At 68.4% G+C, this 22,180-nt stretch carries 11 protein-coding genes, 1 tRNA gene and 1 other RNA gene (1 of these 13 only partly in view); 8 read left to right on the top strand and 5 right to left on the bottom strand.

Features of this window, described 5'->3' with window-relative positions; translation table 11 throughout:
- Window positions 1-8: 8 nt before the first annotated feature.
- Complete coding sequence (locus ACWW1C_RS27115) at window positions 9-794, bottom strand: hypothetical protein (RefSeq protein ID WP_455981132.1); 786 nt, start codon at window positions 792-794, stop codon at window positions 9-11.
- Between the two features lie 80 nt (window positions 795-874).
- Window positions 875-960: transfer RNA gene (locus ACWW1C_RS27110), tRNA-Ser, on the bottom strand.
- 68 nt (window positions 961-1,028) lie between these two features.
- Here ACWW1C_RS27110 and ffs point away from each other — a divergent pair.
- Both ffs and ACWW1C_RS27100 read left to right on the top strand, forming a co-directional pair.
- An RNA gene (gene ffs, locus ACWW1C_RS27105) (signal recognition particle sRNA small type) lies at window positions 1,029-1,125 on the top strand.
- A gap of 28 nt (window positions 1,126-1,153) precedes the next feature.
- Window positions 1,154-2,437 carry an aminotransferase class I/II-fold pyridoxal phosphate-dependent enzyme gene (locus tag ACWW1C_RS27100; protein ID WP_455981131.1) on the top strand — a complete coding sequence of 428 codons (1,284 nt, stop codon included), beginning with the start codon at window positions 1,154-1,156 and terminating at the stop codon, window positions 2,435-2,437.
- 9 nt (window positions 2,438-2,446) lie between these two features.
- On the opposite strand, the gene ACWW1C_RS27095 is transcribed toward ACWW1C_RS27100, so the two are convergent.
- Complete coding sequence (locus ACWW1C_RS27095) at window positions 2,447-2,725, bottom strand: ribosomal protein L7/L12 (RefSeq protein ID WP_455981130.1); 279 nt, start codon at window positions 2,723-2,725, stop codon at window positions 2,447-2,449.
- 73 nt (window positions 2,726-2,798) lie between these two features.
- On the opposite strand from ACWW1C_RS27095, the gene ACWW1C_RS27090 reads away from it, so the two are divergent.
- The gene (locus ACWW1C_RS27090; RefSeq protein WP_455981129.1) at window positions 2,799-4,811 is read left to right on the top strand and encodes a DNA polymerase III subunits gamma/tau; all 2,013 of its coding nucleotides are present in this window, start codon (window positions 2,799-2,801) and stop codon (window positions 4,809-4,811) included.
- Here ACWW1C_RS27090 and ACWW1C_RS27085 read toward each other — a convergent pair whose 3' ends face one another.
- Together ACWW1C_RS27085 and ACWW1C_RS27080 are read right to left on the bottom strand one after the other, a co-directional pair.
- On the bottom strand, window positions 4,812-6,116 hold the full coding sequence (locus tag ACWW1C_RS27085) for a class I SAM-dependent methyltransferase (protein WP_455981128.1): 1,305 nt from the start codon (window positions 6,114-6,116) through the stop codon (window positions 4,812-4,814). It lies immediately after the preceding gene.
- Window positions 6,113-7,516, bottom strand: coding sequence for an FAD-binding oxidoreductase (locus ACWW1C_RS27080; protein ID WP_455981127.1), 1,404 nt, complete (start codon window positions 7,514-7,516; stop codon window positions 6,113-6,115). Before ACWW1C_RS27080 ends, ACWW1C_RS27085 begins: the two co-directional genes overlap by 4 nt.
- 71 nt (window positions 7,517-7,587) lie before the next feature.
- On the opposite strand from ACWW1C_RS27080, the gene ACWW1C_RS27075 reads away from it, so the two are divergent.
- The 5 genes from ACWW1C_RS27075 to ACWW1C_RS27055 form a co-directional block, all read left to right on the top strand.
- Window positions 7,588-8,025: an SRPBCC family protein gene (locus ACWW1C_RS27075; protein WP_073695487.1), complete on the top strand. Its 438-nt coding sequence runs from the start codon at window positions 7,588-7,590 to the stop codon at window positions 8,023-8,025.
- A gap of 140 nt (window positions 8,026-8,165) precedes the next feature.
- On the top strand, window positions 8,166-8,498 hold the full coding sequence (locus tag ACWW1C_RS27070; protein ID WP_455981126.1) for a YbaB/EbfC family nucleoid-associated protein: 333 nt from the start codon (window positions 8,166-8,168) through the stop codon (window positions 8,496-8,498).
- 1 nt (window position 8,499) lies between these two features.
- Complete coding sequence (gene recR, locus ACWW1C_RS27065) at window positions 8,500-9,111, top strand: recombination mediator RecR (RefSeq protein WP_455981125.1); 612 nt, start codon at window positions 8,500-8,502, stop codon at window positions 9,109-9,111.
- A 395-nt stretch (window positions 9,112-9,506) separates the two neighbouring features.
- The gene (locus ACWW1C_RS27060; protein ID WP_455981124.1) at window positions 9,507-9,731 is read left to right on the top strand and encodes an MbtH family protein; all 225 of its coding nucleotides are present in this window, start codon (window positions 9,507-9,509) and stop codon (window positions 9,729-9,731) included.
- A gap of 44 nt (window positions 9,732-9,775) precedes the next feature.
- A protein-coding gene (locus ACWW1C_RS27055; RefSeq protein ID WP_455981123.1) for a non-ribosomal peptide synthase/polyketide synthase crosses the window boundary here: on the top strand, window positions 9,776-22,180 show its start. The gene runs 18,564 nt beyond the window's last position; 12,405 of the gene's 30,969 nt are visible here — the first part of the coding sequence; it begins with the start codon at window positions 9,776-9,778; its stop codon lies beyond the right edge, outside the window.

Here is a 22,180-nt window from a genome sequence, read left to right as displayed (position 1 = left end):
GTAGGCCCTTAGGCTCCGCGCCCGAACAACCCGGAACCCTTGCCGGAGCGGCGGTTGCGCAGCTTACCGGCGGGGGCGTCATCAGTGGCTTTTTCTTCAGCCTCGTCCTCGTTGGTGTCGGCGGTCTCTTCGCCGGACGTCTTGGGGGCTTCATCGGACTCGGCATCGTCGGCGTTACCGGCATCGACGGCGTCGTCGGCTTCGTCGGCTTCGGCGGTCTCGGCCGCGTCTTCGTCGGCCGCGGTCTCCGCCTCGGTGGCGCTCTCTTCGACAGCGTCTGCGGTGACGGCCGGGGCCTCCGCGCCGGCCTCGTCGTCCTTGCGGCCGCGGCGCTTGGCGTCGGTGACCTTCAGCGGAGCGGGAGGCGGCGGCGGCAGTTCCGCGACGAAGGCCAGGTAGAACGCCAGGGCAGCGAGGAGGGCCAGGCCGGCCGCGCCGCCGTAGATGCCGAACAGCCAGGTGCCGGCCTGATCCAGGGTCAGCCAGATTTCGCTGATCGCGGCGCCGATGATCAGGACGCCGGCCGCGACGTGCAGGACGATCGACCAGGTGCGCAGGGTCAGCGCCAACTGCGGGGTGCCGTATTCCGGCAGGGCGGTGCGCTGGCGGGTGAACAGAACCGGCAGCGCCGACAACGCGATGAGCAGGCCGCAGACGATGCGCATCGAGGTGCCGAGGGTGTGCGACCAGTCGCCGGTCAGCTCGTTCCACCGCGGCAGTACGAAGAAGAAGTACAGCAGTCCGGCGAGGATGAGGAACGACGCGTGCCAAATGATCGCTACCGGCCGCCGCATACTGCTCCTTGAGGGTTTTCGCTTTGATAGTGGTCCGGGGTGCGACCGGCTCATCAGCTGGTCGCACCCCGGACCGAGTGCGGAGGATAGGGGATTTGAACCCCTGAGGGCTGTTAACCCAACCCGCGTTCCAGGCGAGCGCCATAGGCCACTAGGCGAATCCTCCGTCGACAAGGGTACCCGACCCGGATCCGACGCCCTACTCGCGTGCCACTGGGTGGGTACTACACTCATGGCCGGACCCCGCGCGGCGTCCATCCTGTGAACTCCCCCAGGGCCGGAAGGCAGCAAGGGTCAATGGGCTCTGGCGGGTGCGCGGGGTCCCCTATGTTTTCGCGATCTGATGCGAAAGGCGCGCCGTGTCGTTTCTGTCCCTCGGCCGTGACGAATTGCAGGCCCAGCATGATCTGCAACAGCGCAATTACGCTGAACTGCAGGCCCGCAACCTGACCCTCGATCTGACCCGGGGCAAGCCGTCGGCAGAGCAGCTCGACCTGTCCAACGCCATGCTCGGCCTGCCGGGGGATACCCCGGGCTCTTACCTGGATGGCAACGGCACCGACACCCGCAACTACGGCGGCCTGCACGGGCTGCCGGAGCTGCGGGCGATCTTCGGTGAACTCCTCGGCCTGCCCGTGCAGAACCTGATCGCCGGCAACAACGCCAGCCTGGAGCTGATGCACGACGTCATCGTGTTCTCGCTCCTGCATGGTGGCGTCGATTCGCCGCGGCCTTGGGTCCAAGAGCCCGTGCTGAAGTTTCTGTGCCCGGCGCCCGGCTACGACCGGCACTTCGCGATCACCGAGAGCTTCGGTATCGAGATGATCCCGGTCCCGATGCTCGAGGACGGCCCCGACGTCGACCTCATCGAGGAACTGGTCGCCGCCGACCCGGCGATCAAGGGCATGTGGTGCGTGCCGGTCTTCGGCAACCCGACCGGCGTCACGTACTCGTGGGAGGCCACCCGGCGCCTGGTGCAGATGCAAACGGCGGCACCGGATTTCCGGTTGTTTTGGGACAACGCCTATGCCGTGCACACGCTGACGCACGAATCGGTGCAGAACGTCGACGTCGTCGGCCTGGCCGCCACCGCGGGCAACCCGAACCGGCCGTATGTGTTCGCCTCGACGTCCAAGATCACCTTTGCCGGGGCCGGCGTCAGCTTCTTCGGCGGTTCGCTCGGCAACATCGCGTGGTACCTGCAGCACGCCGAGAAGAAGACCATCGGCCCGGACAAGGTCAACCAGTTGCGCCACGTCCGGTTCTTCGGTGACGCCGACGGCGTGCGCCTGCACATGCAGCGGCACCAGGCGCTGATGGCGCCCAAGTTCGCGGCGGTCGCGGAGATTCTCGACGAGCGGCTCAGCGCTTCGAAGATCGCGTCGTGGACCGACCCCAAGGGCGGGTACTTCGTCAGCCTCGATGTGTGGCCGGGCACCGCCAAGCGGACCGTGGCGCTGGCCAAGGACGCCGGCATCGCGGTGACCGCGGCGGGCGCGTCGTTCCCGTACAAGAAGGACCCGGAGGACAAGAACATCCGGGTCGCGCCGACCTTCCCGTCGCTGCCCGATCTACGCGTCGCCATCGACGGCCTGGCGACGTGCGCGCTGTTGGCCGCGACCGAGGTGCTGCTCGAGGACTGACGCCGGGGGCTAGAGCCGGTCGACGATGTCCTTCGCTTCTTTCAGGCCGAGGCCGGTTTCCTCGCGCAGGCGTTTGATGGCCTGGATCTTCTGGCCGGCCGCGGCCAGTCGCATGACTTCGGGGCTGACGCCCGCACCTGCGGACGGTTGCGGCCTGGCCGGCGGGGGTGGGCTCACGCTGCCACCGTGGCCGGCCCGCTCCAAGATCGCGACCCGGCGCTCGAGTTCGGTGAGCCGGTTCAGTAGATCGTCGTACGAAAGGTCGCCTGAGCGTCCGAACAATGCCATGCGTGCCAGTGTGGTGGATTCGCAGTCAACGGGCACCAGAGCACGAGTCAGACCCGCTCGGTAGCCTTCTCCCGTGGCTCTCTACCGCAAGTACCGACCGGCAAGTTTCGCTGAGGTTGTCGGGCAGGAGCATGTCACCGAGCCGCTGTGCAACGCGCTGGAATCTGGCCGGATCAACCACGCCTACCTGTTCTCCGGGCCGCGTGGCTGCGGCAAGACGTCGTCGGCGCGCATCCTGGCCCGCTCACTGAACTGCGAGCAGGGGCCGACGGCCAACCCGTGCGGCGAGTGCCATTCGTGCGTGGCGCTGGCGCCGAACGGGCCGGGCAACATAGATGTCGTCGAGCTCGACGCGGCCAGCCACGGTGGCGTCGACGACACCCGCGAACTCCGCGACCGCGCCTTCTACGCGCCCGCGCAGTCGCGCTACCGCATCTTCATCATCGACGAAGCGCACATGGTGACCAACGCCGGCTTCAACGCGCTGCTCAAGATCGTCGAGGAACCGCCGGAGCACCTGATCTTCGTGTTCGCCACCACCGAGCCCGAGAAGGTGCTGCCGACCATCCGGTCGCGTACCCACCATTACCCGTTCCGGCTGCTGCCGCCCAAGACCATGCGCGGTCTACTGGAAAAGATCTGCGCCCAGGAGGACGTCAGCGTCGACGACGCGGTGTACCCCTTGGTCATCCGGGCCGGCGGCGGCTCACCCCGTGACACGCTCTCGGTGCTCGACCAGCTGCTGGCCGGGGCCGAGCAGAACCGCGTCGTCTACCAGCGGGCGCTGTCGCTGCTCGGCGCGACCGACCTGGCCCTGATCGACCGGGCCGTGGACGCGCTGGCTGCCGGTGACGGCGCGGCGCTCTTCGGTACCGTCGAGTCGGTGATCGATGCCGGGCACGATCCGCGCCGCTTCGGCACCGACCTGCTGGAACGTTTCCGGGATCTGATTGTGCTGCAGATAGTTCCGGACGCGGCGACGCGCGGTGTGGTCGACGCACCGGACGACGTCATGGAGCGTATGCGGGACCAGGCCGCGCAGATCGGTACGGCGACGCTGACCCGCTACGCCGAGGTGATGCACGCCGGGCTGGGGGAGATGCGCGGCGCGACGGCTCCGCGACTGCTGCTCGAAGTGGTGTGCGCCCGGCTGCTGCTGCCGTCGGCCAGTGACACCGAAGCTGCTCTGCTGCAACGGATCGAGCGCATCGAGACGCGGATGAACGTGTCGATCCCGGCCTCTGAGGGTGGGGTTGCTGCGGCGCCGCGTCCCGCTCCGGCGGCGGTGGTGACGCCAGGTTCGGTTCCGGAGTCGTTGGCGGAGACCCCGCCCGGCCCATCGATGCCGGCCGCGGACGCAGGCCTGGGTGCCCAGCGATTCATGCGGAGAAGCCAAGCATCGCAGTCGGTTTCAGGGCAGGAGTCGGAGCCTGTTCCGGCGCCCCCGGCCCCGCCCGCACCGCCGGTTTCGCGGCCCGAGCCGCGTCCGGCTCCCGAACCCGCACCGGTTCAACGTGAAACATCGCCGGAACCCGTCGCCCCGCCGGCGCCCGAGCCGCCGGCTCCGGCACCCGTGCAGCCGGCCGCCACGACGCCCGGTGAGCCCGATGCCGCCGCGGTGCGGGCCATGTGGACGACGGTGCGTGAGAAGGTCCGGGCCCGTAGCCGCTCGCTGGAGGCCATGCTCATGGAGGCGACGGTCCGCGGCATCGAGGCCGACACCCTGGTGCTGGCGCACCCGGCCCCGCCGCTGGCGAGACGACTCAGCGAGCAGCACAACGCCGATGTCATCCGCGAGGCGCTCAAAGACGCGCTCGGGGTGAACTGGCGGGTGCGGTGCGACGCCGGTGCCGCTCCTGCTGGGGCGGCCGGCGCCGCACCGGCCGCTGTTGGTCCGGCAGCGTCGGCACCACGTGCCGCGGCCCCGACGCCTGAGCAGCAGGCTGCCGTGGAGCGCGCTGAAGAAGAGGACATGCTGGCCGATGCCGCCAACGACCGCGGCACGGACGTGCCGCGACGCGATCCCGAAGAGGTGGCGCTGGAACTGCTCAAGACCGAGCTGGGCGCCCGGCCGATCGGGGAGTAGTCAGGGCGTCCACCACGGACGCAGCGGCAAGCCGCCGTCGGCGCCGTGCTCGTCGAGCTTGACCGCCAGAACCTGGTGCAGCTGAACCACATTGGTCTCGAATCCCGCACGGGAACCGGCCATGTACATGCCCCAGACCTTCGCTGTGGCCAGGCCGACCTCGGCGACCGCCTCGTCCCAGTTCCGCACCAGGTTGGCGCACCAGTCACGCAGCGTCAGGGCGTAGTGGTGCCGCAAGTTCTCCTCGTGCAGCACTTCCAGCCCGGCATCCTGGGCGGTGGCGATGATGTGGCCCGAGCCGGTCAGTTCCCCATCGGGAAAGACGTAGCGGTCGATGAAGCCGCCGATGCTGCCCGCGTGGTTGTGCGGCCGGGTGATGCAGTGGTTGAGCAGCAGGCCGCCGGGGCGCAACCGGTCGCGCAGGAACCGGAAGTACGCCGGGTAGTTGGCCACGCCGATGTGCTCGGTCAAGCCGATCGAGGACACCGCGTCGAAATTCCCCTCCCGCACGTCGCGGTAGTCGCCGTGCAGGACCCGGGCGACGTCGGTCAGCCCCTCATCGGCGATGGCGCGCTGGGCCCAGTCGGCCTGCTCGGCCGACAATGTCACACCGGTGGCCCGCACCCCGCGGCGCGCGGCGTACCGGACCATGCCGCCCCAGCCACAACCGACATCGAGCAGCCGGTCACCGGCCTGTAGCCGCAACTTGTCGAACACCAGTCGGTACTTGTTCTCCTGGGCTTCCTCGAGCGTGGCGTCCGGCCGCGGGTAGCACGCGCAGGTGTAGGTCATCGACGGGCCGAGCACCCGCTCGTAGAATGCGTTCGACACGTCGTAGTGATGGTGGATGGCTTCGGCATCCCGAATTCGGCTGTGCCGCAGTCCTTCTGCCATCCGACGCCATTTCGGCAACGCCTCCTGCGGCGGCGGCGCGATGGGCAGCAGATGCTCGAACCCGATGGACCGCACGATGTTCGCGAGCACCCGGATCGGCGGCCGCTTGAATTCCACCTTGTCGGCCAGAGCTTTGATCAGCTCGTACGGGTCGCCCGGATGCACCCCGAGGGCCGCGAGGTCACCCGCCACGTAGGCGCGCGCGAGGCCCAGGTCGCCGGGTGCGGTCGCCAGGTAGGTGGTGCCGCGCGGGGTGAGCAGACTCAGCCCCAGCTCGGCGTCCTCCGGACCGGCCGAACTGCCGTCGTACGCCTCGAATTTCAGGGGCAGCCGACCACTCGAGAAGCTCTCCAGGACCTCGGCCAAGGTGAGCTTGCCGTCGGTCGTACTGCGGTCGTCAGTTGTCGTCATTGCCGTTGTACCGCCTTCGCATAGAGACCTAGTAGCCGCGATTCGGGGTCGTAAACTTCCTTGACCTTCCGGTACTCCGCGCCGCCGTACCGCCGGTCGAAATCCTCGGGCGAATAGAACGACTCGGAGTACAGGGATTTGTGGCCGCCGCACTCGTCGACCTTGTGCTCGATCAGCCGGTTGGTCTCGCCGGCCACCCGCCCGGCCGGCACCGACGACCAGAACCCGAGGTTGACGTAACTGCGGTGGGGCTGGATCGGATACAGCGGCCAGCGGGTGTCACCACGTAAGCGCAACGGGCACAGCCAGATCGGCGTGATCGGCACGCGCGCCAGGAACCACTCGACAAAGTCTGTGACGCGCTCGACCGGCACCTCGACGTCCTGCACCACCCGCTCGCGCAACGGCTGGCGCGGGGCCAGGAGGCTGCGGCGCTCGATGCGGTCGGCGATGTGGAAGCGCTGGTCCAGGCCGACCAGCTTCCAGTAGACGCTGCTGCGCCGGTACCGGCGGGGCCACAACCGCCGGATCAGCGGGCGCTGCGCGCCGAACGCCTCGGAGCACCAGAACCAGTCGGTATCCCAGCGCCAGAGATAGTCCTGGGTGGTCAGCCGGTCGTGCTGCTCGCCGGAGTCGTGCTGGATGGACCGGTAGAAGATGTGCTGCCCGGTGTAATCGCTGACCGGGCCGTCGGTCCCGGTCTTCATCCCCAGGCACAGATAGCTCTCGTCAGGGCCGAACACGACACCGTCGAGATAGTCGACAGGGACGGCGGCGTATCCATCGAAGTAGCCGCCGGTGTCGAGGATGCGCTGCAGCGTGTCGACCAGGTCGGCCACGCGGTGGAAGCGCAGGTGCCGCAGCTTGACGAATGGCCGCACGGGTTCGAGTTCGATGCGCAGCCGCACCGAATAGCCCAGCGTCCCATAGGAATTGGGGAAAGCGTGGAAGAGGTCGGAGTGCTGATCGCGGCTTGCGGTGACCAACTCGCCGGCGCCGGTGAGGATGTCGAGTTCCAGTACGGACTCATGCGGCAGGCCGTTACGGAATGACGTCGACTCGATGCCCAGCCCGGTGACCGCGCCCCCGACGGTGATGGTCTTGAGCTGCGGCACGACCAGCGGCGCCAAGCCGAATGGCAGCGTCGCCGCGACGAGCGTTTCGTAGGTGCACATGCCCTGGACGTCCGCGGTGCGGGACTCGGTGTCGACGGTCAGCACGCCGTCGAGCCCGGAGACGTCCAGGCCCTTGGTCTTGGTGCGCGTGCGCGCCCGGAACAGGTTCGACGTCGGTTTCGCCAGCCGCACCGTCGCACCCCGCGGGATGGCGCGATAGCTGTCCAGGAGTCGTTGAACGGCCGCCTCGTGGGCGGCCGTCGCGTCGGTCGTGACAGCAGTCACACATATACGCTAAACCGAGACGGCGGTCCTCGCGACCGCAAGGGAAGCCAGATGAACAGGAGTTTTACCTGATGGGACAGGTCAGTGCGTCCAGCACCGTGTTGATTCTCGCCGAGCCGGAGAAGGTACTGACGGCGGTCGCCGACTACCAGACGGTGCGCCCGAAGATCCTCTCGTCGAACTACAGCGGCTACCAGGTGCTCGAAGGCGGACAGGGCGCCGGCACCGTCGCCACCTGGAAGCTGCAGGCCACCAAGAAGCGCTCGCGTGAGGTCAAGGCCACGGTCGACGTCGCCGGCAAGAGCGTCATCGAGAAGGACGCCAACTCGTCGATGGTGACCACCTGGACCGTCGCCCCCGCGGGCACCGGCTCGACCGTGACCGTCAAGACCGCGTGGCAGGGCGCCGGCGGTATCGGCGGCTTCTTCGAGAAGACCTTCGCCCCGCTGGGTCTGCGCAAGATTCAGGATGAGGTGTTGGGGAACCTGAAGAAGGTTGTCGAAGGCTGAGCCTTCAATCGGACGTCGAAGGCTGAGCCTTCAATCGGACGTCGAAGGCTAGTTGTTTCGCGGCCAGTCGGTCGCCCGACCTCCCGTCGGGCGACTAGGCTGGCGCGCACACCCGATCATCGAATCTTGAGGGGATCGTCATGCAACCCGGTGGCCAGCCCGATATGTCCGCACTGCTCGCACAGGCGCAGCAGATGCAGCAGCAGCTGATGGCTGCGCAGGAGTCCCTGGCCACCTCGTCGGTGGTCGGTCAGGCCGGTGGCGGTCTGGTCAAAGTCACCATGATGGGCACCGGTGAGATCACCGCGCTCACCATCGACCCGAAGGTCGTCGACCCCGATGACATCGAGACGCTGCAGGACCTCATCGTGGGTGCCCTGGGTGACGCCTCCGAACAGGTGACGCTGATGGCGCAGCAGCGCCTCGGCCCGCTGGCCGGCGGCATGCAGGGCATGGATCTGCCCGGGCTCTGATGTGTTTGAAGGACCCGTACAGGATTTGATCGACGAGCTCGGCAAGCTGCCGGGTATCGGGCCGAAGAGTGCCCAGCGCATCGCGTTCCACCTGTTGTCGGTGGAGCCGCCGGAAATCGACCGGCTGACCGCGGTGTTGAACCGGGTGCGTGACGGCGTCAAGTTCTGCGCGGTGTGCGGCAATGTGTCCGACGACGACCGATGCCGCATCTGCAGCGACCCACGGCGCGACGGCTCACTGGTGTGTGTCGTCGAGGAGCCCAAGGACGTCCAGGCGGTGGAGCGCACCCGTGAATTCCGCGGGCGCTACCACGTCCTCGGTGGAGCCCTGGATCCGCTGTCCGGGGTGGGTCCCGAGCAACTGCGAATTCGCGAGCTGCTCAACAGGATTGGGCAGCGAGTCGACGGCGTGGACATCGTCGAGGTGATCATCGCGACCGACCCCAACACCGAGGGCGAGGCCACTGCCACGTACCTGGTACGCATGCTGCGGGACATCCCGGGGCTGTCGGTGACGCGCATCGCGTCAGGTCTGCCGATGGGCGGCGACCTCGAGTTCGCCGATGAGCTGACGCTTGGCCGGGCCCTGGCGGGCCGCCGCGCCATGGTCTGATTCGCGGCTCGGCCGCGGTGGTCTGATTCGCGGCTCGGCCGCGGTGGTCTGATTCTGCGGCTTGATTTCTCCTTGCGCCGAAACGGCATTCCGGCAGGCGCCTCCGCGTACTTTCGTACCGGAATCACCGCTTCGGCGGCTTCAGCTAACTATCGCTGATGCCAATTGTGTGGCATGTCCAGCAAAGTCGGCACTGCCGTCGGTATCAGGCAAATGGTGTGGCGAAAATCGTTACGGCATCGGTGATTTCGGACGGATTGCTCGACCGCGGCGCGCGGGGGTTGGTTTATTGACGCTCATTTGTGGACATAGTGTGGGCATGTAGCATTCGCCCACGGGCCGAGCGGAAATCGTGACGCCCAATTATCCTGAGCGTCAATTCTTTTGGGAGCGCCATGAGTACCAACCCGTTCGATGACGACAATGGAACCTTCTTCGTGCTGATCAATGACGAAGAACAGCACAGCCTGTGGCCGACGTTTGCTGACGTTCCGGCGGGCTGGCGAGTGGTGTTCGGCGAGGCGGACCGCGCCGCGTGCCTGGAGTACATCGAGCGGGAATGGACCGACATCCGGCCGAAGACCTTGCGTGACCGACTCTCGGTAGGACAGCGGCTCTGAGCGTTCGGTTGGTTCGGCGGTAATTCGGCATTTCTGGGTTTGGGATGGATCTCGGCGATTCGTCGATGCCTGTCACGCGTGGGCAGTTGGATATCTGGCTCGCGCAGGAAACAGGTCAATCGGCTGCGGAGTGGCAGCTCGGCATCTTCGTAAAAATTGACGGTCCAGTCGATTTTGAAGTCTTCGAGCAGGCGATCCGTCGCGTTGTCGGCGAAGCCGATCCGGTGCTGGCGACGTTCTCGGAGTCCGACGGTCAGGTACGCCAGCGGCGGCTCGATGTCGCGGAGATCGAGGTGGCCTTTCACGATCTGACCCGTGCCGAGCCGACTCATGCCGACCAGCGGATGGCCGAGGCGCGCGAGATGGCCGCGGCGCTGCAGCGCACCCCCATGCCGCTCGACGGTCCATTGCTGCGCTTCGCCTACTTCCGGGCCGGCGCCGGCGAATCCTATTTCTTCGCGTGCTGCCACCACATCGTGGCCGACGGCATCGGACTCGCGCTCGTCCTGCAACGAATCGCATCCGTCTATTCGGAATCCGTTGCAGGCGTGGCGATTCAACCTTCCTACTTCGGTTCGCTGCAAGATCTCCTGGACTGCGAAGAATCGTACGAAGCCTCCGCGGACTACGCCGAGGACGAGGCCTACTGGACGGCGAACCTGCCGGCGGCGACGACGCGTGAGCTGTCGTCCGATGATGCCGCGGCCGGAGACGACGGCTCATCGGAGCCGATTCAGCTCGACCCCGCACTGCTGGCGCAGGTCGAACAGCTGTGTGAGGCCTGGGACGTGCGCCGGTCGACGGTGCTCATCGCCGCGTGCGCGCTGGTCCTGCGTGGCCGGGCGGCCGAGGGCCGCGAGGTGGTGCTCGACCTGCCGGTGACCCGGCGCGTACTGCCGGTGTCGAAGACGCTGCCCGGCATGGTCGCCGGGGTGGTGCCGTTGGTGCTGCAGGTTTCCCCCGACGCCACGGTCGCCGACTTCTGCGCGCATGTGCACACCCGCACCCGAGAGGCGGTGCGCCATCAGCGATTTCCGGTGCAGGCCCTGGAGCGCAAGATCCACGGGTCCGGAGTCGACCGCATCGTGGTGGACTTTCTCCCGGCCGGGTTCACCGTGCCGCTCGGCGAAGCCACGGCGGCAGCGCAGCTGATCTCCGGTCTCGGCCGAGGCTCTGGACTCGCGTTCTCGGGCACCGGCGACGAGCTCTCCGTCACCACGTTCGGTACCAGACAGCTCGACGTCGTCGAATTGGCGGACCAGCTACACCGTGTCCTGACCGCGATGTCGGCCGATCCGGCGCAGCGCCTGTCGTCGCTGCCGGTGCTGAGCCCACCGGCGCAGGACCGGCTGGCCGAACTCGGGAACTGGGCGACGCTCGCCACCGAAACGGCCCTGCCGGTGACGATTCCGGCGATGTTCGCCGAGCAGGTGGCTCGCGTGCCGCAGGCGGTGGCGCTGAGCGGTGACGGCTCGCCGCTGACCTACCGTGAACTGGACCGCGCGTCGAACCGCATGGCCCAATTGCTCGCCGACCGGGGCGCGGGTCCGGGTCGGCGCGTGGCGGTGATGCTGCCGCGCTCCGCCGAGGCCATCGTGACGATTCTGGGCGTGCTCAAGACGGGGGCGGCCTATCTGCCGATCGACCCGGCTTTGCCGGCTTCCCGAATCGCCTTCATGCTGGGCGATTCCGCACCGTTCGCGGCCGTCACCACGGCGGTGCTGGCCGACCGGTTCTCCGATTTCGACGGCGTCGTCATCGACGTGCGGGAGCCGTTCGAGGGCCCCGCTGACTGGTCGGCCACGGCCGGGCCGGAACCCGACGACGTTGCCTATGTCATCTACACCTCGGGCACCACCGGAACGCCGAAAGGCGTTGCGATCGCGCACCAGAACCTGACGCAGCTGATCGCCTCGCAGGATGCCGGCCTGCCGTCCGAGCAGGCCTGGTCGCATTGGCATTCGTACGCCTTCGATTTCTCGGTGTGGGAGATCTTCTCCGCGCTCCTGCGCGGCGGCCGGCTGGTGGTCGTGCCCGAGTCGGTGTCCGCCGATCCGGCCGAGTTCCATGACTTCCTGATCGCCGAAAAGGTCACTGTCCTCACCCAAACGCCTTCTGCCATCGGGATGTTGGACATGGCAGGCCTGGAATCGTGCGCACTGGTGATGGGCGGCGAGGCGTGCCCCGCCGAAGTCGTCGACGACTGGGCGCCGGACCGGGTAATGGTCAACGGCTACGGTCCGACAGAGACGACGATCTATGCGGCGATCAGTTCGCCGCTGACGGCCGGCGGCGGCGCGGCGCCGATCGGGGCGCCACCGAGCGGCGCGGCATTGTTCGTGTTGGACGGCTGGATGCAGCCGGTGGAGCCCGGTGTCGTCGGTGAACTGTATGTGGCCGGTGCCGGCGTGGGGGTCGGCTATCTGCACCGGACTGCGCTGACCGGATCACGTTTCGTGCCATGCCCCTTCGGCAAGCCGGGCGAGCGGATGTACCGCACCGGAGACCTGGTGTACTGGGGCGCCGACGGGCAACTCCGGTACGTCGGCCGCGCTGATGCCCAGGTGAAGATTCGCGGCTACCGCATCGAATTGGGCGAAGTGCAAACAGCTTTGGCCGCGCTCGATGGCGTCGTGCAGGCAGCTGTGATCGTCCGGGAGGATCGCCCCGGCGACAAGCGCCTCGTCGGCTACGTCACCGGCGCCGTCGATCCGATCGTGGTGCGGGCCGCCCTCGCGGATCGCCTGCCCGCGTATCTGGTTCCGGCCGCGGTGGTGGCGCTGCCCGAACTGCCGTTGACCACCAGTGGCAAGCTCGATACCCGTAGCCTGCCGGCCCCGGAGTACACCGGTGACGACTACCGTGCACCGGACAGCCCGGTCGAGGAGATCCTGACCGCCATCTATGCCGAAATCCTCGGCCTGGAACCGGCGGCCGTCAGCGTCGACGACTCGTTCTTCGAGCTGGGCGGCGACAGCATTCTCGCGATGCAGGTGGCGGCACGCGCTCGCGCCGCCGGTCTGGCCTGCCGGCCGCGTGACGTGTTCGTCGAGCAGACGGTGGCGCGCCTGTCGCAGACGGTGACCGTGACCGACGATGGCGACGGCGTTGTCGACGAGGGTATCGGGCCGGTGCGGGCGACGCCGATCATGCGGTGGTTCTCGGGTCTGGGTGGGCCGGACGGCGCCATCAGCGAGTTCAACCAGACCCTGGTGTTGCAGGCACCGCAGGGCGCCACCGAGGCCGACGCGGTGATGTTGTTGCAGGCCTTGATGGATCGGCACGCGATGCTGCGGCTACGCGCCGACGCCGACGGGGTGTTGGAGGTACCCGAAGCCGGTTCGGTCGATGCCCGAGCGGCCGTCGTCGGTGTCGACGAGCTGTCAGAAGCCGCAGTCGCCGCAGCGCGGGGGCGGTTGAACCCGGGTGCCGGGGTGATGGTCAGCGGCCTGTGGGTCGACATCGACCGGCAGCTGGTCCTGATCGTCCACCACCTCGCGGTCGACGGTGTGTCGTGGCGAATCCTGTTGGAAGACCTCAACATCGCCTGGGCGCAGCATCGCGCCGGCCAACCTGTGGAATTGACCGCGACCGGCACGTCGTTCCGGCGGTGGGCCGAGCTGCTCGCCGAGCACGCGCAGCATCCGGACGTGCGGGCGCAGGCCGCGGCCTGGCGACACGTGGCTTCGGTACCCGCGGCGCTACCCGCTGCGGACGCGGCGGCGGACACCTACGCGACCGCGGGCCGGTTGTCGGTCACCCTGGACGCCGACCACACCCGGGCGCTCCTCGGTGAAGTGCCGGCGGCGTTTCACGCTGGGGTGCAAGACATCCTGCTGATCGGGTTCGCCCTCGCGGTCGCCGAGTTCCTGGGCACCGGAGGATCCCCGGTAGGAATCGACGTCGAAGGCCACGGGCGTGACGAGGACCTCGCGGCCGAGTTGGGCGGCGATGTCGATCTGTCGCGGACCGTCGGCTGGTTCACCGCCAAATACCCGGTGGCACTGGCGCTGGGCGAGCTGTCCTGGACACAGATCGCCGCCGGCGATGAGGTGCTGGGCGCAGTCGTCAAGGCAGCCAAGGAGCAGTTGCGCGCGCAGCCCGCGGGACTGACCTACGGGCTGCTGCGGTACCTGACCGACGACGTCGATCTGGACGGCGCCGAACCGAGCATCGCGTTCAACTACCTTGGCCGCCTTGGCTTTCCGCACATCGCCGGTGTCGAGGAACTGTGGCGGCTCGGCCGCGACGAGCTGTCGCCGGCCGGCGCCGCGGCACCGCTGCCGTTGTTCCACACCGTCGAACTCAACGCCGGTACCGTCGACACCGACGCGGGACCGCAACTGCGGGCCGACTGGACGTGGGCGACGTCTGTTCTCGACGATGTCCAGCTGAACCGGTTGAGCCGGTTGTGGTTCGAGGCGCTGGCCGGCATCTGCGCCCACGTGCGGGCCGGCGGCGGGGGCCTGACGCCATCGGACATCGCGCCGGCGCAGCTGGGGCAGCAGCAGATCGACCAGCTGCAGCAGCAGTACCGGGTCGCCGACATCCTGCCGCTGACGCCGTTGCAGCAGGGTCTGTTGTTCCACAGCAGCACTGCGCATGAGCGGGCCGACGTCGCGGCCGAGATGTATTCGGTGCAATTGGATTTCACCCTGACCGGTGCTCTCGACCCGCAGCGACTCCGCGAAGCGGTGCAGCGCAGCGTGAATCGGCATCCACACCTGGCGGCCACGTTCTGCCAACAGTTCGACGAGCCGGTGCAGGTGATCCTGGCCGAGCCGGAAATCGCCTGGCGATTCATCGATTTCGGTGTGACGGGCGCCCTCGGGGAAGACGAGATTCAGCGGCTGTGCGCCGCCGAACGCATCGCCGTCGGAGACCTTGCCGGTGAGCCGCCGTTCCGGGCCCTGCTGATCCGTATCGCCGAGGGCCGGCACCGCTTCGTGCTGACCAATCACCACATCGTGCTCGACGGCTGGTCGCTGCCGATCCTGCTGCGCGAGATCTTCGCCGGCTATGCCGGGCACCGGTTGCCGCCCGCGGCGTCGTACCGGAAGTTCATCACCTGGCTCGCCGAGCGGGACCTCGACGCGGCGCGTGCCGCATGGGGTGAGGTGCTCGCGGACTTCGAGTCACCGACGCTCGTCGGGCCGCAGGACCGGTTGCAGGACCGACTGGGGCGGGGGCACCGCGGCTTCGCGTCGTTCGAGGTTTCGGCAGAGACCACGCGCGCCCTCGGGGAGCTGGCCCGCTCCTGCCAGACCACCGTCAGCACCGTGCTGCAGGGTGCGTGGGCCGTGCTGTTGACGTCCCTGACGGGCCGACACGACGTGGCATTCGGTACCGCGCGGTCCCGGCTCGGCCAGCTCGATGTGGGCGACACCGAATCGATGGTGGGCCTGCTGATCAACACCGTGCCGGTCCGCGCCAACCTGACGGCGGGCACCACGGTCACCGGCCTGCTCGACCAGTTGCAGGCCGCGCACAACGACACGCTCGATCATCAGCACCTCGCGCTGGGCGAGATTCACCGCGTCGCCGGCCATGACCAGCTGTTCGACACGCTGTTCGTGTACGAGAACTATCCGGTCGAGGCAGGCATGTCCGTCGGGGTCGATGACCTCGCCATCGCCGAGTTCGCGAACCGAGAGTTCAACCATTACCCGCTGACGGTCGAGGCGTTCCCGGGCGACGAGCTCGGGCTCCACATCGAATACGACACCGAGGTGTTCACCGAAGCCGGTATCGAGTCGCTGATCGGCAGGTTCCGCCGGCTGTTGGTCGCGATGACCGACGATCCGGCGCGGAAGCTGTTGTCCATCAACCTGCTTGACGCAGCCGAGCGGGACGAGCTGCGGCGGTGGTCGGGTGCCGGAGTGACGGCACCGACCGGGCTGGGACCCGAGCTGCTGGCCGCCGCGGTCGCGGTCGATCCGGATGCCGTCGCGGTCATCGACGGCGCCCGCGTGATGTCCTACCGCGAACTCGACGAGGCCTCGAATCGATTGGCGCGCCTGCTGATCGCGGGCGGTGTCGGTCCCGAACGCGCCGTGGGCGTCGCGATGGACCGGTGCGCCGAACTGGTGGTGGCGTGGTGGGCGGTGCTCAAGGCCGGCGGCGTCTACGTGCCGGTGGACCGCACCCATCCCGTCGAACGCATTGCCACGGTGCTGGATTCGGTCGCCGCCACGTGCGTCCTCACCCGGGACGCCGACCAGATCGGTGGCGCGGGAACTCGACCGGTGTTCCGGGCGGACGCCGACTTGTCCGGCTACCGCGCCGAACCGATCACCGACGCCGAGCGGTCGACGTCGCTGACCGTGGACAACACCGCCTACGTCATCTTCACGTCGGGCTCGACGGGGGAGCCCAAAGGCGTGGCCGTCAGGCACGCGGGCTTACTGGGAGCCGCTGCGGCACAAGCTGACTCGTACCGGCTGGCCGCAGCAGACCGCGTGCTCATGGTGGCCGCCCCGACGTTCGACGCGTCGCTGTTCGAGATGCTGATGGCGACCGGGGTGGCCGCCGCGCTGGTCGTGGCGCCGCGGGACGTGTACGCCGGCGAGGCGCTCGTCGACCTGATGCAAAAGCACCGGGTCAGCGCGACGCTGCTGACCCCGACTGTGGTGGCGTCACTCGATCGGACGCGGCTCGACGGACTGACGACGCTGATCACCGGCGGTGAGGCGTGCCCCGACGAACTGGTGCAGGCGTGGGCGCCCGGCCGCAGCATGTTCAACGCGTACGGGCCCAGCGAGTCCACCATCTGGGCCACCGGGACCCTGTTGGTCCCGGGACGGCCCGTGAACATCGGGACGCCCATTGCGGGCACCCGAACCCTCGTGCTGGACGCACAGCTCAACCCCGTGCCACCGGGTGTGACGGGCGAGTTGTACCTGGCCGGCCCCGCGGTGGCACTCGGCTATGTGGACCGTCCCACCCTGAGCGCCGAGCGGTTCGTCGCCAATCCGCATGGCGGGCCGGATGATTCGGGTAGCCGCATGTACCGGACCGGCGACCTGGCGCGCTGGAACGCCGATGGCACGCTGGACTACCTGGGCCGGGCCGACACTCAGATCAAGCTGCGGGGCCAGCGCATCGAGTTGGGCGAGATCGAGAGCGCGCTGCTGGCCTGTCCGCAGGTCAGCCAGGCCGCCGCCACCGTGCACCACGGGACCGGTGGCGCCCAACTGGTCGGCTACATCACCTTCGAACACGCCACCGACGGCAAACGCGACACCGAACATGACGCGGAGATCGTCGGGGAGTGGCAGGACATCTACGACGAGCTGTACGCCGCCGCCGACGCGGAAGGTGAAGCGCCCGAATTCGGTTCGGACTTCCGGGGCTGGAACAGCAGCTACACCGGCGAGCCGATCCCGTTGGCGGAGATGGAACAGTGGCGGGCCGCGACCGTCGACCGGATCATGGAACTGCGTCCGCGGCGGGTACTGGAGATCGGTGCCGGCTCCGGCTTGATCCTGTCCCAGATCGCACCGCACTGCGAGCAGTATGTCGCCACCGACGTGTCGTCTGCGGCGGTGAACAAACTCGCGCAATCGTTGCAGGAGTTGCAGATTCCGTGGCGCGACCGGGTCGAGTTCATGGCCCGGGCGGCGCACGTCACCGACGGACTTCCGCGTGGGCACTTCGACACCATCGTCGTGAACTCGGTGGTCCAGTACTTCCCGAACGCTGCGTACCTGACCGAGGTCATCGACAATGCGGTGGAGCTGCTGGCCCCCGGCGGCACCCTGTTCCTCGGTGACATCCGTAATCACACTCTGCAGAACACTTTCCAGACCGCCATCGTGCTGGGCCGGAGTGAGAACGCCGGTACCGATGCCGCCGTGATCCGGCAGCGTGTCGAGCATGCCGTGCTCGGTGAAGCCGAGCTGCTCCTGGCGCCGGAATACTTCACAACCTGGGCCGCGCGGCGGGAATCTGCTGTCGGACTGGGTATTCGGATCAAACGTGGCACCGCGGACAACGAGCTCAACCGCTACCGGTACGACGTCACCATCCACAAGGCACCCGCGGCGGGGCGGTCGATGGCCGACGTTCCCACTTGGACGTGGGGCGACTGCGCCGACCTGGCCGGGCTACAGCACCGGTTGGCCGACCGGCGGCCGGAGGCGGTTCGCGTCACCGACATTCCGCGCGCGGGAGTGCGCGTCGACGTGCGGCTGGAACAGGAACTCGCCGGGATCCAGGTGGCTGCCGAAACGGTCGAGGCCACAACGGAAGAGCTGTACCGCGTCGGCGAAGAAGCGGGATACCAGGTCGCCGTCACCTGGGGCGCGGCAGCCGGCAGCGTCGACGCCGTGTTCGTCAGCCCGGGCGACACCCCGCTGACCGATCTCTACCGGCCCCTCGCGCACCCCGGCGTCCACGCCAACGAGCCGCACAGCAGCACGAAGATCAGTGCCGTCCGGAGCCGGCTGAGCGCGTGGCTGCCCGACTACATGGTGCCGCAGCACATCGTGGTGCTCGACGAGATGCCGCTGACGACGTCGGGCAAGCTCGACCGCAAGTCGCTGCCGGCCCCCGAGTACTCCGACACCGACGGCTACCGGGCACCGGCCGGCGTGGTCGAGGAAATCCTGGCGGACATCTACGCCCAGGTGCTGGGCGTGCAGCGCGTCGGCGTCGATGATTCGTTCTTCGACCTGGGTGGCGACTCGCTGTCGGCGATGCGCTTGATCGGGGCCGTCAATTCGAGCTTGGCTGTTGACCTTTCGGTACGTGCGCTCTTCGAGGCGCCCACCGTGGCACAACTGGCACCGCGGATCGGTGGCGACGCGACGCGCCTGACTCCGCTGGCGGCAGGGGAGCGGCCCGAGGTGCTGCCGCTGTCGTTCGCGCAGAACCGGTTGTGGTTCTTCGACCAGTTGCAGGGGCCGTCGGCGATCTACAACCTGGCCGTGGCCCTGCGACTGCGCGGCCGCCTCGACACCGACGCGCTCGGCCGGGCCCTGGCCGACGTGGTGGCTCGACACGAAAGCCTGCGCACCTTGTTCGTGGCGCCGGAGGGCACGCCCGAGCAGGTGATCATTTCCCCGCAGCAGGCCGATATCGGGTGGGAGACCATCGACGCCGGCGGCTGGCCGGCGCATCGGGTGGACGACGCGGTGGGCGCGGCAGCCCGGCACATCTTCGATCTGTCGATGCAGGTTCCGTTCCACGCCAAGCTCTTCCGTGTCACGGATGACAACCACATCCTGGTGGTCGTGGTGCATCACATCGCGGCGGACGGCTCTTCGGTCACGCCGCTGGTGCGCGATCTAGGGCTGGCCTACGCCAGCCGGTGCGCGGGGCGGGCTCCGGACTGGGCGCCGCTGCCGGTGCAGTACGTCGACTACACCCTGTGGCAGCGTGCGCAATTCGGCGAACTCGACGATGCCGACGGGCCGATCGCCGCGCAGCTCGACTTCTGGCAGGACACTCTGACCGGCCTGCCCGAGCGCCTCGACCTGCCGACCGACCGGCCCTACCCGCCGACGGCCGACCACCACGGCGCCCGGGTGACCGTGCAGTGGCCGGTTGCCCTGCAGCAGCAGATTCGCCGGGTCGCCCGTGAGCACAACGCGACCAGCTTCATGGTGATCCAGGCTGCGTTCGCCGCACTGCTGGCGCGGATCAGCTCGACTTCCGATGTCGCAGTGGGCTTTCCGATCGCGGGGCGGCGCGATGCCGCGCTCGACGATCTGGTCGGTTTCTTCGTCAACACGCTGGTGCTGCGTGTCGAACTTGGCGAGTTCCCCGGTGGCGATCCCACGTTCGTCGACCTCCTGGCGCAGGTCCGCCGGCGGAGCCTGGCAGCGTACGAGCACCAGGACGTGCCGTTCGAGATGCTCGTCGAGCGGTTGAATCCGACCCGGAGCCTCACCCACCACCCGGTGGTCCAGGTGCTGCTGGGCTGGCAGAACTTCTCCTGGCAGGCCGGCGATGCGGCGGGGCTGGCCCTCGGCGACCTGCAGGTGACGCCGCTGACGGTGGACACCCAGACCGCACGCATGGATTTGGCGTTCTCGCTGGGCGAGCGCTGGGACGGCGACGGGGAGCCAGACGGACTCGACGTGATGGTCGAGTTCCGCACCGACATCTTCGATGCGGAGAGCATCCAGGCGCTCGTCGGCAGATTCGAGCGAATGGTGTCGGCGTTCAGCGCCGATCCGGAGCAGCGGTTGTCGTCGGTGGATTTGCTCGACGAGGTCGAGCAGGCCCGGCTGGACCGGTGGGGCAACCGTGCGGTGCTCGGTCAGCCCGCGGCGGGAACCACCGTGCCGGAGGTGTTCGCCGCCCAGGTTGCCGGCACGCCGGACGCGGTCGCGGTGGTCTGCGGCGAGCAGTCCCTGACATACCGCGAACTCGACGAGGCGTCGAACCGGCTGGCGAACCTGCTGACCGTGCAGGGCGCTGGTCCGGGACAGGTTGTCGCGCTGCTGTTCTCGCGCTCGGCCGAAGCGATCGTGGCGATCCTCGCGGTGCAGAAGTCCGGCGCGGCGTACCTGCCGTTCGACCCGGCGCTGCCGGCGGCACGCATCGAGTTCATGCTCGGCGATGCCGCGCCGATCGCCGTTGTGACCACCGGCGACCTGGCCGACCGGTTCGATGGATTCGGCGGCGCCGTCATCGACGTGGCCGATCCGCGGTTGGCGATGCAGCCGAACACTCCGCCGCAAGGTCCCGCACCCGACGACATGGCGCACCTGATCTACACCTCGGGCACCACCGGCGTGCCCAAAGGTGTTGCGGTCACGCAGTACAACGTCGTCCAGCTGTTCCAGGGCCTTGAGATCGGCATCGAGCTGTCGCCCGAACAGGTGTGGACGCAGTTCCACTCCTATGCCTTCGACTTCTCGGTGTGGGAGATCTGGGGTGCGCTGCTGCATGGTGGACGGCTGGTCGTCGTCCCCGACGCGGTCGCCCGCTCCGCCGATGACTTCCACGATCTTCTGGTGCACGAGCGGGTCACCGTGCTCACCCAAACGCCTTCGGCCGCAGCGGTGTTGTCCACCGCGGGGCTGGACGCGGCCGCCCTGGTCATCGGTGCCGAGGCCTGTCCGCCCGAGATGGTCGACCGCTGGGCACCTGGCCGGACGATGGTCAACGTCTACGGCCCGACCGAAACGACCATGTGGCTGTGCAAGAGTTTGCCGCTGGCTGCGGGCTCCGGTGCGCCGCCGATCGGTTCGCCCACCGCGGGCGCGGCGTTCTTCGTCCTCGACGAGTCCCTGCGGCCGGTACCGCCGGGCGTGGTCGGGGAGTTGTACCTGGCCGGTCGCGGCGTCGGTATCGGCTACTGGCGCCGATCAGCCCTGACCGCAACACGTTTCATGGCCTGCCCGTTCGGTGAACCGGGCACCCGCATGTACCGCACCGGAGACCTGGTGTCATGGCGCCCCGACGGGCAGCTGGACTACTTCGGCCGCGCCGACGAGCAGGTCAAGGTGCGCGGCTACCGCATCGAATTGGGTGATGTCCGTTCGGCATTGGCCGAGCTACCCGGCGTGGAACAGGCCGCGGTGATCGCCCGCGAAGACCGTCCGGGCGACAAGCGGCTGGTGGGCTACATCGTCGGCGCGGCAGATCCGGCCGAGGCGCGGACCGCGCTGGCGCAGCGGCTGCCGGGTTACATGGTGCCGGCAGCCGTCGTCGGCGTGCCGGCACTGCCGGTCACCGTCAACGGCAAGCTGGACACGCGCGCGTTGCCGGCCCCGGACTATCAGGACGCGGCGCGGTACCGGGCGCCGTCGGGAGCCGTCGAGGAGACCCTGACGGCCATCTACGCCGAACTCCTCGGCGTCGAGCGGGTCGGCGTGGACGACTCGTTCTTCGACCTCGGCGGAGATTCGTTGTCTACCATGCGGTTGATCGCCGGCATCAACGCGGCGCTCGACGTCGAGCTACAGGTGCGTACGGTCTTCGAAGCACCCACCGTGGCTCAGCTCGCGGCACGGATCGGCGACGGCGCCACGCGGCGCGAGGCGCTGGTAGCGGTCGAGAGGCCGGCCGTCATCCCACTGTCGTTCGCCCAGAATCGGTTGTGGTTCGTCGACCAGTTGCAGGGCGCGTCAGCGCTTTACAACATGCCGGTCCTGCTGCGGCTGCAGGGACAGGTCGATGGCGAGGCACTGCATGCGGCGCTGGCCGACGTGGTCGACCGGCACGAGAGCCTGCGGACCGTGTTCACGGTGACCGACGGCACGCCCCAGCAGGTGATCGTGCCCGCCGATCAGGTGCGGCTCGGCTGGGACGTCGTCGATACCGGCGCCTGGACCGACGAGCAGCGGGCCGCGGCGGTGCGCGCGGCCGCGCAGTACGCCTTCGACCTGGCCACCGAGATCCCGGTGCGTGCCAGCCTGTTCCGGCTCTCCGCGGATGAGCATCTGCTGGTCGCGGTGGTGCATCACATCGCCGCGGACGGCTGGTCGTTGCAGCCG

This window comes from Mycobacterium sp. HM-7 (assembly GCF_053852335.1).
Note: the sequence above shows the minus strand (reverse complement) of the source record. Positions and strands in the feature narration are given on the sequence as shown.

Coding starts and splice junctions, on each gene's coding strand:
- ACWW1C_RS27115 (WP_455981132.1), bottom strand. CDS start 794: ATGCGGCGGCCGGTAGCGATCATTTGGCACGCGTCGTTCCTCATCCTC.
- ACWW1C_RS27095 (WP_455981130.1), bottom strand. CDS start 2,725: ATGGCATTGTTCGGACGCTCAGGCGACCTTTCGTACGACGATCTACTG.
- ACWW1C_RS27085 (WP_455981128.1), bottom strand. CDS start 6,116: ATGACGACAACTGACGACCGCAGTACGACCGACGGCAAGCTCACCTTG.
- ACWW1C_RS27075 (WP_073695487.1), top strand. CDS start 7,588: ATGGGACAGGTCAGTGCGTCCAGCACCGTGTTGATTCTCGCCGAGCCG.
- ACWW1C_RS27070 (WP_455981126.1), top strand. CDS start 8,166: ATGCAACCCGGTGGCCAGCCCGATATGTCCGCACTGCTCGCACAGGCG.
- ACWW1C_RS27060 (WP_455981124.1), top strand. CDS start 9,507: ATGAGTACCAACCCGTTCGATGACGACAATGGAACCTTCTTCGTGCTG.